This is a genomic window from Streptomyces achromogenes (assembly GCF_030816715.1).
In the GTDB taxonomy this organism is placed as follows: Bacteria; Actinomycetota; Actinomycetes; order Streptomycetales; family Streptomycetaceae; genus Streptomyces; species Streptomyces achromogenes_A.
This window is the reverse complement of the sequence record NZ_JAUSYH010000001.1, coordinates 4283842-4298932: the sequence shown is the minus strand read 5'-3', so window position 1 is coordinate 4298932 and position 15091 is coordinate 4283842. Positions and strand designations below refer to the sequence as shown.

The 15091-nt window shown below is 72.3% G+C and carries 11 protein-coding genes, 3 tRNA genes and 1 pseudogene; 7 read left to right on the top strand and 8 right to left on the bottom strand.

Features of this window, described 5'->3' with window-relative positions:
* Positions 1-70 precede the first annotated feature (70 nt).
* The 4 genes from purD to QF032_RS19220 all read left to right on the top strand — a co-directional run bounded on the left by purD (position 71) and on the right by QF032_RS19220 (position 6543).
* A complete protein-coding gene (gene purD, locus QF032_RS19235) occupies positions 71-1321 on the top strand; it encodes a phosphoribosylamine--glycine ligase (RefSeq protein WP_307056777.1) in 1251 nt (416 codons plus the stop codon).
* 352 nt (positions 1322-1673) lie between these two features.
* Complete coding sequence (locus QF032_RS19230; protein ID WP_307056775.1) at positions 1674-3656, top strand: hypothetical protein; 1983 nt, start codon at positions 1674-1676, stop codon at positions 3654-3656.
* Between the two features lie 349 nt (positions 3657-4005).
* On the top strand, positions 4006-5529 hold the full coding sequence (locus QF032_RS19225; RefSeq protein ID WP_307056773.1) for a N,N-dimethylformamidase beta subunit family domain-containing protein: 1524 nt from the start codon (positions 4006-4008) through the stop codon (positions 5527-5529).
* A gap of 114 nt (positions 5530-5643) precedes the next feature.
* Positions 5644-6543, top strand: coding sequence for a phosphoribosylaminoimidazolesuccinocarboxamide synthase (locus QF032_RS19220; protein ID WP_307056772.1), 900 nt, complete (start codon positions 5644-5646; stop codon positions 6541-6543).
* 36 nt (positions 6544-6579) lie between these two features.
* On the opposite strand, the gene QF032_RS19215 is transcribed toward QF032_RS19220, so the two are convergent.
* The 8 genes and pseudogenes from QF032_RS19215 to QF032_RS19180 form a co-directional block, all read right to left on the bottom strand.
* A tRNA-Gly gene (locus QF032_RS19215) sits at positions 6580-6655 on the bottom strand.
* A gap of 37 nt (positions 6656-6692) precedes the next feature.
* Positions 6693-7301 (bottom strand): response regulator transcription factor, encoded by a 609-nt coding sequence (locus tag QF032_RS19210; RefSeq protein ID WP_307044216.1) that lies wholly within the window; start codon positions 7299-7301, stop codon positions 6693-6695.
* Positions 7302-7931: 630 nt separating this feature from the next.
* Positions 7932-8039 (bottom strand): annotated as a pseudogene (locus QF032_RS40645) (hypothetical protein); the annotation flags it as partial.
* Between the two features lie 704 nt (positions 8040-8743).
* Positions 8744-9487: an ABC transporter permease gene (locus QF032_RS19200; RefSeq protein ID WP_307060307.1), complete on the bottom strand. Its 744-nt coding sequence runs from the start codon at positions 9485-9487 to the stop codon at positions 8744-8746.
* A gap of 86 nt (positions 9488-9573) precedes the next feature.
* Positions 9574-10608, bottom strand: a complete 1035-nt coding sequence (locus QF032_RS19195; RefSeq protein WP_307056769.1) for an ABC transporter ATP-binding protein — start codon at positions 10606-10608, stop codon at positions 9574-9576.
* A gap of 197 nt (positions 10609-10805) precedes the next feature.
* Positions 10806-10881, bottom strand: a tRNA-Gly gene (locus QF032_RS19190).
* A gap of 80 nt (positions 10882-10961) precedes the next feature.
* Positions 10962-11033 (bottom strand) — tRNA-Gly (locus QF032_RS19185).
* 137 nt (positions 11034-11170) lie between these two features.
* Positions 11171-11488, bottom strand: coding sequence for a histone-like nucleoid-structuring protein Lsr2 (locus QF032_RS19180; protein WP_107443208.1), 318 nt, complete (start codon positions 11486-11488; stop codon positions 11171-11173).
* A gap of 363 nt (positions 11489-11851) precedes the next feature.
* Here QF032_RS19180 and purS point away from each other — a divergent pair, with 363 nt between their 5' ends.
* Genes purS through purL form a run of 3 tightly spaced genes read left to right on the top strand, consistent with a single transcriptional unit; the run spans position 11852 to position 15056 of the window.
* A complete protein-coding gene (gene purS / locus QF032_RS19175) occupies positions 11852-12124 on the top strand; it encodes a phosphoribosylformylglycinamidine synthase subunit PurS (protein ID WP_057576348.1) in 273 nt (90 codons plus the stop codon).
* Positions 12121-12801, top strand: coding sequence for a phosphoribosylformylglycinamidine synthase subunit PurQ (purQ, locus tag QF032_RS19170; protein ID WP_306950843.1), 681 nt, complete (start codon positions 12121-12123; stop codon positions 12799-12801). Before purS ends, purQ begins: the two co-directional genes overlap by 4 nt.
* Positions 12798-15056: a phosphoribosylformylglycinamidine synthase subunit PurL gene (gene purL, locus QF032_RS19165; RefSeq protein WP_307044210.1), complete on the top strand. Its 2259-nt coding sequence runs from the start codon at positions 12798-12800 to the stop codon at positions 15054-15056. Before purQ ends, purL begins: the two co-directional genes overlap by 4 nt.
* Positions 15057-15091 lie beyond the last annotated feature (35 nt).

The window sequence follows — 15091 nt, the reverse complement described above, 5'->3', positions numbered from 1 at the left end:
AGCCCGGACTCCCCCGCTCTTCGGAAGCCCGCACAAAGCGCCGCGTCCTCCGCCCGTTAGGCTGACCCCCGTGAACGTCCTCGTCATCGGCAGCGGCGCCCGCGAACACGCCCTGTGCCGCTCACTGTCCCTCGACCCCGCCGTCACCGCGCTGCACTGCGCGCCCGGCAACGCCGGCATCGCCGAGGTCGCCGAGCTGCACCAGGTCGACGCCCTGGACGGCGAGGCCGTGTCGGCGCTGGCCGTCGAGCTGGGCGCCGAACTGGTCGTCGTCGGCCCGGAGGCGCCGCTGGTCGCCGGGGTGGCCGACGCCGTGCGCGGGGCCGGCATCCCGGTCTTCGGTCCCTCGAAGGAGGCCGCGCAGCTGGAGGGCTCCAAGGCGTTCGCCAAGGACGTGATGGCGGCGGCCGGCGTGCCGACCGCCCGCTCCTACGTCTGCACGACCCCGGAAGAGGCGGCCGAGGCGCTCGACGCGTTCGGCGCGCCGTACGTCGTCAAGGACGACGGTCTGGCGGCCGGCAAGGGCGTCGTCGTCACCGACGACCTGGAGGCCGCCGCGGCGCACGCGGCTGCCTGCGACCGCGTCGTCATCGAGGAGTTCCTCGACGGCCCGGAGGTCTCCCTCTTCGCGATCACCGACGGCATGAGCGTCGTCCCGCTCCAGCCCGCCCAGGACTTCAAGCGCGCGCTCGACGGCGACGAGGGTCCCAACACGGGCGGCATGGGCGCGTACTCGCCGCTGCCCTGGGCCGACCCGAAGCTGGTCGACGAGGTCCTGGAGACCGTTCTGCAGCCGACCGTGGACGAGATGCGCCGCCGCGGCACCCCGTTCTCCGGGCTGCTCTACGCGGGCCTCGCCATCACCGGCCGCGGCGTCCGCGTCATCGAGTTCAACGCCCGCTTCGGCGACCCCGAGACGCAGGTCGTCCTGGCCCGTCTGAGGACGCCGCTGGCCGGTGTCCTGAAGGCCGCCGCCACCGGCGACCTCGCCGAACTGCCGCCCCTGCGCTGGAGCGACGACGCGGCCGTCACCGTCGTCATCGCCTCGCACAACTACCCGGACGCCCCGCGCACCGGCGACCCCATCACCGGTCTCGCCGAGGTGGCCGCCGAGGACGCCCCGCACGCCTACGTGCTGCACGCGGGGACGAAGCAGGACGGCGACGCGGTCGTCAGCGCAGGCGGGCGCGTGCTGTCCGTCACCGCTGCCGGCGCCGATCTCGGTGAGGCGCGCGAGCGTGCCTACCGGGCGGTCGCGCGCATCGGACTCGACGGATCCCAGCACCGTACGGACATCGCCGCGCGGGTGGCGGGCGCGTAACGCTCCGCCCGGGGTCCTGCCCGCCCCACGCGTCCCACCAGGCAACTCGCCGACAGAACCGAGGCCCCGGGCCTCCATGGAACCCCTCACCGAGGGGCCGTGGAACCCGGGGCCTGTTCGTTGCCCTGCGTCATACACCTTTCCCCAAAGCCATTCCATCGAGTGAGCGCTGAGCTATCCGGCTGACGGGGGCCTGAGCGCCAACTAGGGTGCGGCGCAAGCGTCCCGGCCGTCGTTCCGGCACTTGGCCCACCGGCATTGCGATGTCGGTGGCGGGTGCCACAGTGGGGGAGTGAGCACTGCGAAGACGGCCGGGGGACACAGGACTGCAGGGAGGGGGTGAGCTCCGGTCATGACCGGTATGGGTGTGGAGATGGGCGCGCAGGCGGCGCGCGCCCGGGCACTGGCCGTGCTGCGCATCCGCAGCCGCGCCCTCGCCCTGGCGCTGCTGCCCTCGGCCGCCGCCGTGATCCTGCTCGTCGGAGGGACCACCGGCCATCTCGTGGGCGCGGGCTGGGACGCGGCGCGCTGGGCGGTGTCCGTCGTCGCGGTCGGCGCCCTGCTCTCGGCCGGGGTGATCGCGCTGGTGGTCGCCCGCGCCCGGCCCGCCGTCAGCCCCACGGTCACCGTCGCCGAGCAGGCGGCCCCCGACCTGTACCGGCTGGTCCGCGACCTCGCCGACCGGCTGGACGTCCCCGCGCCCTCCGCGATAGCCCTCACGCCGGACTGCGACAGCTGGCTCGAGGACCGCACCCACCGGGCCCACGGCTCGCCGCCGCCCCGCCGGGCCGACGAGATAGCCGGCCCGGGCGGCTCCCGCGGCACCCTGCACCGCCGTACGGCGACGGCGCCCGTGCTCGTCATCGGCTCCCCGTTCCTGTGGTGGATGCGGGTGGGCGAGCTGCGGGCGGTCCTGGCCCCGGTCGTCGCCGGCACCGGCCCCTCCGCCCACCCCGACATAGCCGCGGCCCGGCGGTACGTGCGCGGGCTGGACGCCGCGGTGGCCGTCTGCGCCGAGCGCGCCGGCCGGAGTGCCGTCCTGCGCCCCTTCTGCTCCGGCATCGGCTGGGTCGCGCGGCTGATGCTGCGCGGCTGCCAGGTGCACGCCGGTGAGATGGAGCGGGGGGTGGCCGCCGCGGCCGCCGAGCGTGCACAGGCTGTGGACTACGGGCTGCGCATCGTCGCCCAGGAGCAGGTGGGCCTGGCGTACGCGGGCTGGGACCGGCTCCTGACGCGGGTGGCGCTGCCCGCCTGGCGGATGGGCCGCTGGCCCTCCCGGCTGGACGCGGGAGTCGTCGCCGCCCTCACCGAGCTGTCCCGCCGCGACCGGCTGGCCGAGGGCTTTGCCTCCCGCCTCGGCGAACGGCCCGCCTGTGACCTGCTGGAAGAGCCCGGCGTGGTCGACGAGGCCGCGTCGCTGCTCGCCGCCCGCCTCTTCCACGGCGGTCCCGCCGAGCCCGGCCCGCACTGGTCGCCGGTGGCCTGGGACGACTACCCGGACGAGGTCGTGGACCGTAAGTGGCGCACCGACGCGGCCCGCCTCCACCGGGTGCTGGACGCCCTCGGGGTCCGCCGGGCACCCGACCCCACGGCCGCCGCCCACGCCGGCGGGCCCACCCTGGCGCGCGTCCTGGACCACCTGACCGACCCGGCGACCCCGGCCGACGGCCGTTTCGCGGCGGACGCCGTCCGCCCGACGCCCGCGCCCCCGCCGGAGGACCCGTCCCCCGCGCCGCCGCTGCCGCTGACGGACGCGCTTCGGGAGGCGCCGGGCGCGCCTCCCGGCACCGGATCCGCCCCGGCCGCGGAATCCGCCGGTGCAACCGCCGCCCGTTTCGCCACCGGCCCTGCTCCCGCGCCGTTTCCGTCCGCGGACGCGGCCCCGCGGCCCGAGGCCGGTCCCGACGGCGACGAGCCGGCCTCCAACCCCCGCAGCGCCGCCCTCGCCGCACGCATCGGCGCCGAGGTCGGCAAGGAGGAGGCGGCGACCGCGAAGGCGGCTCCCGTCGGCCCTCCGGCCCCCGGGCAGGGTCCCGACGCGGCCCTCTGGGACGACGACGCGCTCCCCCTGTTCCCCCTCCAGCCGCCGCGCACCGACCGGGAGCTCCTCGCCGACCACGTCACGGCGATGGTGTGCTGCGCCGCGATGGACACCGTCGGCGCGACTCCGGGCCTCGACTGGCTGGACGGCCCGACCCTCCTGGTCGACGGCGAGCGCGTCGCGGACCTCGCCCCCCGGGTCCTCAGCCTCGTCGAGGACGGCGACGCGGTCCCGTTGCGGACCTGGCTGGTGGAGCTGGGGATACGCCCCGAGAAGCCGGTGCGGTTGGGCTGAGCGCGGCGAGGGCTCGGCGAGGGCCTCGACGCTCCGCCCGGCGGGACCGCACCGGAGCACCGTCTTCCACTTTCGGCCAATCCGCAACGAATCGTGACTGTCTGCGCGCGTTATGTGATGTGCTGGGATCGAACGAGCCCATGGCAAGGGCGCGGGACATAGGACAAGCCGCAGGGGCGGACGGCGCACGACGAGCGGCGCGGTCCGACGAGCGGGGCAGGCTGCCGACCGCCGCGCATCCGGCGCCGCGCACAGCGCTTTCGTGCGCGGGAGCTGCCACCAGGCAGAACGAGCACGAGGCGCCATGAGTCACCACGAGCCACCACGGGGCACAGGGGAGGGGAGCACCATGGCACCCGGACCAGGACCGAAGCACACCCGCCGATGGGAGTCGGGAGCGCTGGCCCACGCCGTGACGGACCCCTTCGGCCAGGGCCCCGTCCCCTGGCTGCGCGGCAGCGAGACGTATTTCGACGACACCGGCCAGGTCGTCCCCTGGTACGTGGACCCGAACCCGGCCCCCGGCGCGGCACAGGGCGCCGGCGGCCCCCGCGTCCCCGCCCCGCGCACCGCGCCCGGTTCCGGCGCTCCCCGGTCCGCCGACGACGTCCGCCGTCAGATCAAGGGGTTCGTCTCCACCGGCGCGGTCGCCCCGGGCGAGGCCGTCGACTTCCACATCACGGTCGACCCGCCGCAGGAGTTCAGCGTCGACGTCTACCGCATCGGCCACTACGACGGCGACGGCGCGGCCAAGATCACCACGAGCCCGCGCCTCTCCGGGATCGTCCAGCCTCCGCCGCTGACCGCCGACCGCACGGTCTCCTGCCACCACTGGTGGCTCTCCTGGCGGCTGCAGGTCCCGTCGTACTGGAACGTGGGCGCGTACGTCGCCGTCCTCACCACCGTCGACGGCTACCGGTCGCACGTGCCCTTCACGATCCGCGACCACCGTCCCGCCGACCTGCTTCTGGTCCTTCCCGACGTCACCTGGCAGGCCTACAACCTCTATCCCGAGGACGGCCGCACCGGCGCCAGTCTCTACCACGCGTGGGACGACGACGGGCGGCTCCTGGGCGAGGCCGACGCGGCGACCACGGTCTCCTTCGACCGTCCGTACGCCGGCGCGGGCCTCCCGCTGCACGTGGGCCACGCCTACGACTTCATCCGCTGGGCGGAGCGCTACGGCTACGACGTCGCCTACGCCGACGCCCGCGACCTGCACGTCGGCGCCGTCGACCCCACCCGCTACCGGGGTCTGGTCTTCCCCGGCCACGACGAGTACTGGTCGACGCGCATGCGCCGCACCGTGGAACTCGCCCGTGACAGCGGCACCTCGCTGGTCTTCCTCTCCGCCAACTCCCTCTACTGGCAGGTGGAGTTGGGCCCGTCACCGTCGGGCGTTCCGGGCCGTCTGCTCACCTGCCGCAAACGCCGGGGACCCGGGCGGCCCGTGCTGTGGCGTGAGGTCGACCGGGCCGAGCAGCAGCTGATCGGCATTCAGTACGCGGGGCGGGTGCCCGAGCCGCACCCGCTGATCGTCCGCAACTCCGGACACTGGCTGTGGGAGGCGACCGGGGCAGGCGAGGGCGACGGCATCGAGCACCTGGTCGCGGGTGAGGCCGACCGCTACTTCCCGCGGACCGCGCTGCCGCCCCACGAGGACCGCATCCTCCTCGCCCACTCCCCGTACAGCGACACCCAGGGTGTCCTGCGCCACCAGGAGACCTCCCTCTACCGCGCCCCCTCAGGCGCCCTGGTCTTCGCCTCCGGCACCTTCGCCTGGTCCCCGGCCCTGGACCGCCCCGGCCATGCGGACCCCCGTATCCAGCGGGCCACCGCCAACCTCCTGGACCGCATCTGCAAACGCGACTGACATCCGTACGCGCCTCACTCCACCCCGTTGCCCCCTCACTCCACCCCGCTGTCCTCGGCCGATCCCGATGTACGGGACAATCAGCCCACTGAGACAGAACCACGGGGAGGAACCGTGTCCGGATTCGTAGAAAAGCCCGAGCCCCTTCAGGTGCCGGGCCTGGTGCATCTGCACACCGGCAAGGTGCGCGAGCTGTACCAGAACGAGGCGGGCGACCTCGTGATGGTCGCCAGCGACCGTACGTCCGCCTTCGACTGGGTGCTGCCGACCGAGATCCCCGACAAGGGCCGCATCCTGACCCAGCTCTCCCTGTGGTGGTTCGACCAGTTCGCCGACCTGGTGCCGAACCACGTCCTCAGCACGGAGCTGCCCGCCGGCGCCCCCGCCGACTGGGCCGGTCGCACCCTGGTCTGCAAGTCGCTGCGGATGGTCCCCGTCGAGTGCGTGGCCCGCGGCTACCTCACCGGCTCGGGCCTCGCCGAATACAAGGACTCCCGCACGGTCTGCGGGCTCGCCCTCCCCGAGGGCCTGGTCGACGGCAGCGAACTGCCCGCCCCGATCTTCACCCCGGCCACCAAGGCGGCCGTCGGCGAGCACGACGAGAACGTCTCCTACGAGGAGGTGGCCCGTCAGGTCGGCGCCGACACCGCCGCCCAGCTCCGCCAGGCGACCCTCGCCGTGTACGGCCGCGCCCGCGACATCGCCCGGGACCGGGGCGTCATCCTCGCCGACACCAAGTTCGAGTTCGGTTTCGAGGGCGAGGACCTGGTCATCGCCGACGAGGTCCTCACCCCGGACTCGTCCCGTTTCTGGCCGGCCGACCAGTGGCAGCCCGGCCGCGCGCAGCCCTCGTACGACAAGCAGTTCGTGCGCGACTGGCTGACTTCGGCCGAGTCCGGCTGGGACCGGCACAGCGAGCAGCCCCCGCCGCCGCTGCCCCAGCACATCGTGGACGCGACCCGCGCGAAGTACGTCGAGGCCTACGAGCGCCTCACGGGCGTCGGCTGGGAGTGACGCGAAAGGCCCCGGTCGGTGACCGGGGCCTTTCGATGGAGCGGACGACGAGGCTCGAACTCGCGACCTCAACCTTGGCAAGGTTGCGCTCTACCAACTGAGCTACGTCCGCAACGCGCCGGTGTGAAGGTGCCGTGGCGCGAGGCCAACTATACCCAACCCCGCTCCCGCGCGAGCCGCACCGCGGCATGCCGGTTCTCCGCCCCGAGCTTGGAGACGGCCGACGACAGGTAGTTCCGTACGGTGCCCTGCGAGAGGGCGGCCCGCTCGGCGATCTCCGCGACGGGCGCGCCGTCGGCGGCGAGTTCCAGCACCTCCGCCTCGCGCGAGGTCAGCGGCGAGTCGCCTGCGGAGATCGCGTCGGCGGCCAACTCCGGGTCGACGTAACGGTTCCCGGCGTGCACCGTGCGGATGATCTCCGCGAGCCGCTGGGCGCTCACCGTCTTGGGGACGAACCCGCGCACACCTGCCGCAAGCGCCCGCTTGAGATGCCCAGGCCGTCCGTGACTGGTGACGATCAATGCCTGGCATCCAGGCAGTTCGGTGCGCAGGGATGTGGCGACCTTCACACCGTCCGCGCCGGGCATCTGCAGATCCAGGACGGCGACGTCGGGGCGGTGGGCCCGGGCCATCGCCAGCGCCTCCGGACCGGTGGCCGCCTCGGCGACGATCATCAGGTCGTCCTCGAGGGAGAGCAGCGCGGCCAGGGCACCCCGGATGAGGTGCTCGTCGTCGGCGAGCAGCACCCGTACCGTCATGAAATGACCTCTTTCACAGCGTGCTTCCCGTTCAACGGCACCTGGGCGACCACCCGGTACCCGCCCGTCCCGACGAACCCCGCCTGCAGCGTCCCGTCGACCCTGAGCAGCCGCTCCCGCAGCCCCGCGAGCCCCGGACCCGCCACGGCCCTCGACGCCAGGTCCCGTGCGGCTGCCGGAATGCGTGCCCTTCCCGGAGCCCATGCCGCCGCCGGAGCCAGTGCGGCCGCCGGGGACGCGGCCGGCGGCGCCGCCGGACCCGGAGCCGTCCCGGACGGTGTCGTCCCTGCCCGTGCCGTCCCGGGCGCTGTCGCCCTGCTGCGTGCCCGGTGGGGCGTCCGGCCGTACACCGTCGTTCTCCACCGTGAGCACCACGTACCCGTCCGTCCTCCGCAGGGCCACCGAACACCGCTCGGCGTCCCCGTGCCGCAGCACGTTCGTGGTGCTCTCCCGCACCACCCAGCCGAGCGCCGACTGCACCTCGGCGGGCAGCGCCCCGGCGTCCCCGGTCACCGCGCACACGATCCCCGCCGCCTCCAACACGCCCTGAGCTCCGGCGAGTTCGGCCCCGAGGTCGGCCTCCCGATAGCCCCGGACGACGGCCCGCACCTCGCGCTGCGACTCCTGCGCGATGCGCTGCACCTCGATCATCTGCTCCACGGCGTCCGGCCGCCCGCGCCGGGCCAGCTGCACGGCCAGCTCGCTCTTCAGCGCGATCACCGCCAGGTTCCGGCCCATGACGTCGTGCAGATCCCGCCCGAAGCGCAGCCGCTCCTCGGCGACGGCGAGCCGGGCCTCGACCTCGCGGGCCCGCTCCGCCTCCCAGAGCACGGACAGGTTCCAAGCGCCGCAGCGACAGACCACCAGCGAGAACAGAGTCCCGAACGCGGTGAGCACCCCGACCGCCACGATCCCGGCGGGGGCCGGTGAGGTCCAGGCGAACGCGGCCATGAGGACCACGGCGAGCGCGGCGGACCGGCGCAGGAACACCGGGACGGGTGCGACGAGCCCGTACAGCAGTCCGAAGGGCAGCAGCGCGGCCCCGACGAACAGCCTGACCCCCACCGCGTCGGTGCCGCCCAGCGCGCCGAGAGCGAGGGCCAGCGCCAGTTCCAGGGCCAGCAGGACGGCCGCGGGGCGCAGCGCGCGGGACGGGAGTTCGGCCCGGCCCAAATAGTGGTCGAGCGCCGACCGGGTGAGCCGGTTCGTCTCCACGCACTGCAGGGCGCCGACGAGGAGCAGCGACCCGCCGAGGGCCAGCGGCAGGGGCCTGCGGTCGATCTCGCCCACCAGCGGCAGCGCCAGCCAGAAGAGCGAGAAGCTCCAGGTCGTGACGTACCAGGTGAGCACGCTCTGGAGCTCGACCCGCTCCGCCTTGCTGCGTTCGCGCCAGTGGCGTCCGTGCCACCTCCGGATCCAGCCGAACACCGTTCCACCGTTCCTCAGTGCCTCGGCTCCCAACGGAACCACCGTCGTACAGCAAACACCGCGAGCACGGTCCAGGCCAGTGCGGTCGCCAGGGCGCCGAGAGCCTCGTAGGCGGACAGGCTCCCGGTCCAGCCGCCCCGGATGAGGGTGATCACCGGGGAGAGCGGCAGCAGTTCGCAGACGGACGCGAGCCGGTCGGGGAGCAGTTCCAGCGGGACGGCCATCCCGGAGCCGGTCATCGACACCAGCACCAACGGCGCCGTGGTGACCTGCGCGCTCTCCACGGTCCGGGTCAGGGCCGCGGTGAGCGCCGCGAGCGCCGCGCACATCACGAGCCCCGACAGCAGCCCCAGGACGGCGAGCTGGGGCGCCTTCGGGGCCGGTACGTCCAGCAGGGCGGTGCAGCCGGCCACCAGCGCCAGAGACTGCACCAGCCCCACGGTGAGCACCGGCAGCGCCGATCCGCACAGGATCTCGGCGTCCCGCAGCTCGCCGGTGCGCAGCCGCTTCAGCACCAACTCCTCGCGACGGGCGGTGAAGACGGACGACAGCGCCTGGTACACGCCGAACAGCAGCGAGAAGCCGATGGCGGCGGGCAGCAGGACCAGGCCGGCGCTGAGTCCGACGTCCGCCACGTCCATTCCGTCGACCACCGAGGCGAGGCTGACCGGCAGCACGAGCGGCACGAACAGGGCCAGGGCGAGCGTGCTCCTGCTGCGCCCGAGGAGCGTCAGCTCGGCCCGGCCGAGGGCGGCCATCCTGCCCAGGGGGGTGGTTTCCGCACCCCTGACGGCCCGACCGGCGGCGCCCTCCACCGTCGTCCCACCCCGCTGGTTCGCCTCCCTCATGCCGCGACCTCCGTGTCCCGGTCGCCTGGACCGCCTGGATCTCCTGGACCCCGTCGACCGTCTGGACCGCCTCGGTCGTCCGGGTGGCCCCGACCGCCCTCCGGGTCGTCCGACGCCTTCCGGGCGATGCCGAGGAACGCCTCCTCCAGCGATGCCGACCGCACGTCCAGTCGGCGCAGTCGCACCCCGGCCCGGTCGGCCCACACCAGCAGCCCGGTCGCCGCCCGCTGCAACTCCCGGGTGCGCAGCCGTACGACGCGACCGTCGACCTCGTGGCCGCACACGCCGAGTTCCCCCAACGGCGGCAGGTCGCCCACGAAGTACCCCTCGGGCAGCTCGAAGGCGATCCTGGAGGGCTGGGCGGCGGTCACCTCCGCGGGCGTTCCGGAGGCGGCGACGCGGCCCCGGTGCAGGATGGCCAGCCGGTCGGCGAGAACCTCCGCCTCCTCCAGGTAGTGCGTGGTCAGCAGGACCGTCGTACCGGCGTCGCGCAGGGCGCGCACCAGGTCCCAGGTGTCGCGCCGGCCCTCGGCGTCCAGGCCGGTCGTCGGCTCGTCGAGGAACACGACCTCGGGGTCGCCGAGCACCGCGAGCGCCAGGTCGAGCCGTCGCCGCTCGCCCCCGGACAGCTGCTTGACCCGGACGTCCGCCCGTTCGGCGAGTCCGACGAGGGCCAGCGCCTGCCCGGCCGGACGGGCGCCGCTCACGCAGCCGGCCCACATCCGCGCGGTCTCGGCGGCGGTCAGTTCGGAGGGGAAGCCGCCCTCCTGGAGCATCACGCCGGTGCGCGGCCGTACGGCGGTCCGCTCGCTGTACGGGTCGTGCCCGAGGACCCTGATCCGGCCGCCGTCCGGACGCGCGAGCCCCTCCAGCAGTTCGACGGTCGACGTCTTCCCGGCCCCGTTGGTGCCCAGCAGCGCGAAGACCTCACCGCGGCGCACGTGGAAGGAGATGCCACGGACCGCTTCGAACTCGCCCCCGTACACACGCCGGAGGCCGGTGACCTCGATCACGTGCTCATTCGTGTCCATGTCCCGAGCGTCCCCGCGAAGGGGAGGGCCCGGCAGTGCGAGGTGTCACCGGTGCGTATGACAAATGTCAGACGACCGCTGCGGCGCGCGCCCATGGCGATACGGGCGGCCGCAGCACACGGACACACCAACACCGGGACACACGAACACATGGGCACACGAGAAGACCCCGGTCCACTGGACCGGGGTCTTCTCGATGGAGCGGACGACGAGGCTCGAACTCGCGACCTCAACCTTGGCAAGGTTGCGCTCTACCAACTGAGCTACGTCCGCATTGCCTCCGACCGGCTTTCACCGATCGGCGCGAGCACCAGCCTACCTGATCCACAAGAGTGGTCAGATCGGCGGTGCAGAGCGGGTGACAGGAATTGCACACTGCGCCTTCCCCCTGGAAGGGGGATGTTCTACTACTGAACTACACCCGCGTGTACTCCGTGAGCTGGGCCTTTCGGCCTCGCCCGGCGGCGTGCTCCAGACTCTAGCTGACCGGGAGGGGTGCAACGCAAGTCGGTTCCCGCCGGGGGCGGGTGACCGGCCGTCGGCCCAGCACTCGGAGCGGAGCTCACTGTGCGTCGGTGAACGCCTCGTAGACCTTCTTGGGGATGCGGCCGCGGGCCGGCACGTCCATCTTGTTGGCCTGGGCCCAGGCGCGGACGGCCGCGGGGTCGGGGGCGACCTCCGTCTGCTTGTACGCCTTGCCGGACCTCGACCGCTTGCGGCCGGCGTCCACGTAGGGCGCGAGCGCCTTACGCAGTTTCTCGGCATTGCCTTCATTCAGGTCGATCTCGTACGACTTGCCGTCCAGCCCGAAGGCGATCGTTTCCGCCGCTTCCGAGCCGTCGATGTCGTCAAAGAGAGTGACCACGACCTTCTGCGCCACGAATATCGGTCCCTTCGTGCGACAGCTCTGCGGTGACGTGCCGAGACGCCACGGAGATGTCGACTGTTCGCCTGTTATGGGGCAAAGTATCGGCTATTGACAATTCATTTGTACAGTGCCCGGCATTGGAATGTGAAGCCCGACTAAATCTGTCCGCGTGTCCCGGGGCAATAGGGAACGTGGACGCACCCCGGATCTTTCCCTGAAATTTCCACGAAGGCACTGGTCCGATACCTGATCGTGATGGCGCTCACGTAGTTTCCTACAACTCTACTCGCGTAGAAATTTTGTGCGGGTAGTCTGAAGACACCTGTTGGAGACACCTGCAGGAGCCTGCTCAGCACCACACCACCGGGAGTGCCAGTGGCACGCGTCGTAGTCGACGTCATGCTCAAGCCGGAGATCCTCGACCCCCAGGGCCAGGCGGTGCAGCGCGCACTGCCGCGGCTGGGTTTCGAAGGCATCTCCGACGTACGTCAGGGAAAGCGATTCGAACTGGAAGTTGACGGGCCGGTCGACGAGGCCGCCCTCGCCCGCATCCACGATCTTGCGGAATCCTTCCTCGCCAACACCGTGATCGAGGACTTCACCGTCCGGGTCGAGTCGGAAGAAGCCGTCGCGGGGGCCGCGAAGTGACCGCTCGTATTGGCGTCGTCACTTTTCCCGGCAGCCTCGACGACCGGGACACCCAGCGTGCGATCCGGCTCGCGGGCGCCGAGCCCGTCGCCCTCTGGCACAAGGACAAGAACCTCCACCAGGTCGACGCCGTGGTGCTGTGCGGAGGTTTCTCCTACGGCGACTATCTGCGGGCCGGCGCCATCGCGCGTTTCTCCCCCGTGATGGAGCCCCTCATCGAGCAGGCGAAGGCCGGTCTGCCGGTCCTCGGCATCTGCAACGGCTTCCAGATCCTCACCGAGGCCCACCTGCTGCCCGGCGCGATGCTCGGCAACGACCACCTCCACTTCATCTGCCGCGACCAGAAGCTGCGGGTGGAGAACGCGGACACCGCCTGGACCACCGACTACACGGCCGGCCAGGAGATCCACATCCCGCTGAAGAACATGGACGGCCGGTACGTCGCCGACCAGCACACGCTGGACGAGCTGGAGGCGGAGGGCCGGGTCGCCTTCCGCTACCTGGACGTCAACCCGAACGGCTCGCTCAACGACATCGCCGGCATCACCAACGCGGCGGGCAACGTCGTGGGCCTGATGCCGCACCCGGAGCACGCCGTCGAACCCCTCATCGGGTCCGGCCGCACCGACGGTCTCCCCTTCTTCACCTCGATCCTCAAGAAGCTGGTCAACGCATGAGCCGGACGCCTCTGGACACGGTCGAGCACGCGACCGAGACCCCCGACGTCGAGCTGCCCTGGGCCGAACTCGGCCTGAAGAAGGACGAGTACGAGCGCGTGGTCGAGATCCTCGGCCGTCGCCCGACCGGCGCCGAGCTGGCCATGTACTCGGTCATGTGGTCCGAGCACTGCTCGTACAAGTCCTCCAAGGTGCACCTCCGCCAGTTCGGCGAGAAGGCCCCCCAGTCCGACGCCCTCCTCGTGGGCATCGGCGAGAACGCGGGCGTCGTCGACGTCGGCCAGGGTTACGCGGTCACCTTCAAGGTCGAGTCGCACAACCACCCCTCGTACGTCGAGCCCTACCAGGGCGCTGCCACGGGCGTCGGCGGCATCGTCCGCGACATCATCGCGATGGGCGCGCGGCCGGTCGCGGTCGTGGACCCGCTGCGCTTCGGTGCCGCCGACCACCCCGACACCAAGCGTGTCCTGCCGGGCGTGGTCGCCGGCATCGGCGGCTACGGCAACTGCCTGGGCCTGCCGAACATCGGCGGCGAGGTCGTCTTCGACGCCTGCTACCAGGGCAACCCGCTGGTCAACGCCGGCGCCATCGGTGTGATGCGACACGAGGACATCCACCTCGCGAAGGCGTCCGGCGCGGGCAACAAGGTCATCCTCTACGGGGCCCGCACCGGCGGCGACGGCATCGGCGGCGCGTCGATCCTGGCCTCCGAGACCTTCGACGACGCCAAGCCGTCGAAGCGTCCGGCCGTGCAGGTCGGCGACCCGTTCCAGGAGAAGCTCCTCATCGAGTGCACCCTGGAGGCCTTCAAGGAGAAGCTGGTCGTCGGCATCCAGGACCTCGGCGCGGCCGGCCTGTCCTGCGCCACGTCCGAGCTCGCCTCCAACGGCTCCGGCGGCATGCGCGTCACGCTGGACGACGTACCGCTGCGCGACTCCACGCTCTCGCCCGAGGAGATCCTCATGAGCGAGTCGCAGGAACGCATGTGCGCGGTCGTCGAGCCCGGCAAGGTGGACCGGTTCCTCGAGATCTGCGACAAGTGGGACGTCATCGCCACCGTCATCGGCGAGGTCACGGACGGCGACCGCCTGGAGATCTTCTGGCACGGCGGCAAGATCGTCGACGTCGACCCGCGCACCGTCGCCCACGACGGCCCGGTCTACGAGCGCCCCTACGCCCGCCCGGACTGGCAGGACGCCCTCCAGGCCGACGACGCGAACAAGCTGCCGAGGCCGACGACGGGCGAGGAGCTGAAGGACCAGGTCCTGAAGCTGGTGTCCTCCCCGAACCAGGCGTCCAAGAAGTGGATCACCTCGCAGTACGACCACTTCGTGCAGGGCAACACCGTCCTCGCGCAGCCCGAGGACTCGGGCATGATCCGGATCGACGAGGAGACCGGCCTCGGCGTCGCCATCGCGACCGACGGCAACGGCCGGTACGCCAAGCTCGACCCGTACGCGGGCGCGCAGCTGGCGCTCTCCGAGGCGTACCGCAACGTGGCGACGACCGGCGCCAAGCCGCTCGCCGTCTCCGACTGCCTGAACTTCGGCTCTCCCGAGGACCCGGCGGTGATGTGGCAGTTCGCGGAGGCCATCCGCGGCCTGGCCGACGCCTGCCAGCAGCTCGGCACCCCGGTGACCGGCGGCAACGTCTCCCTGTACAACCAGACGGGCGAGGCGGCCATCCACCCGACCCCCGTGGTCGCGGTGCTGGGCGTCATCGACGACGTGGCGCGGCGCACGCCGGTCGCCTTCCAGGAGGAGGGCCAGCTGCTCTACCTCCTCGGCGACACCCGTGAGGAGTTCGGCGGCTCGGCCTGGTCCCAGGTCGTCCACGACCACCTCGGCGGTCTTCCCCCGAAGGTCGACCTGGAACGGGAGCGGCTGCTCGCCGAGATCCTGATCTCCGCGTCCCGCGACGGCATGATCGACTCCGCGCACGACCTGTCGGACGGCGGTCTGATCCAGGCGGTCGTCGAGTCGGCGCTGCTCGGCGGCAAGGGCGCGCGGCTGGTCGTCCCGGACGGGCTGGACGCCTTCACGCTCCTGTTCTCCGAGTCGGCGGGCCGTGCCGTGGTGGCCGTCCCGCGGTCCGAGGAACTCCGCTTCAACGACATGTGCGGGGCGCGCGGCCTGCCCGTGACCCGCATCGGCGTCGTGGACGGCGACACGGTCGAGCTCCAGGGCGAGTTCGAGCTGTCCCTGGAGGAGCTGCGCACGGCCCACGAGGACACCATCCCGGCGCTCCTCGCGTAACCGCCGCGGTACCCGCACACCGGTGAAGGCCCCGC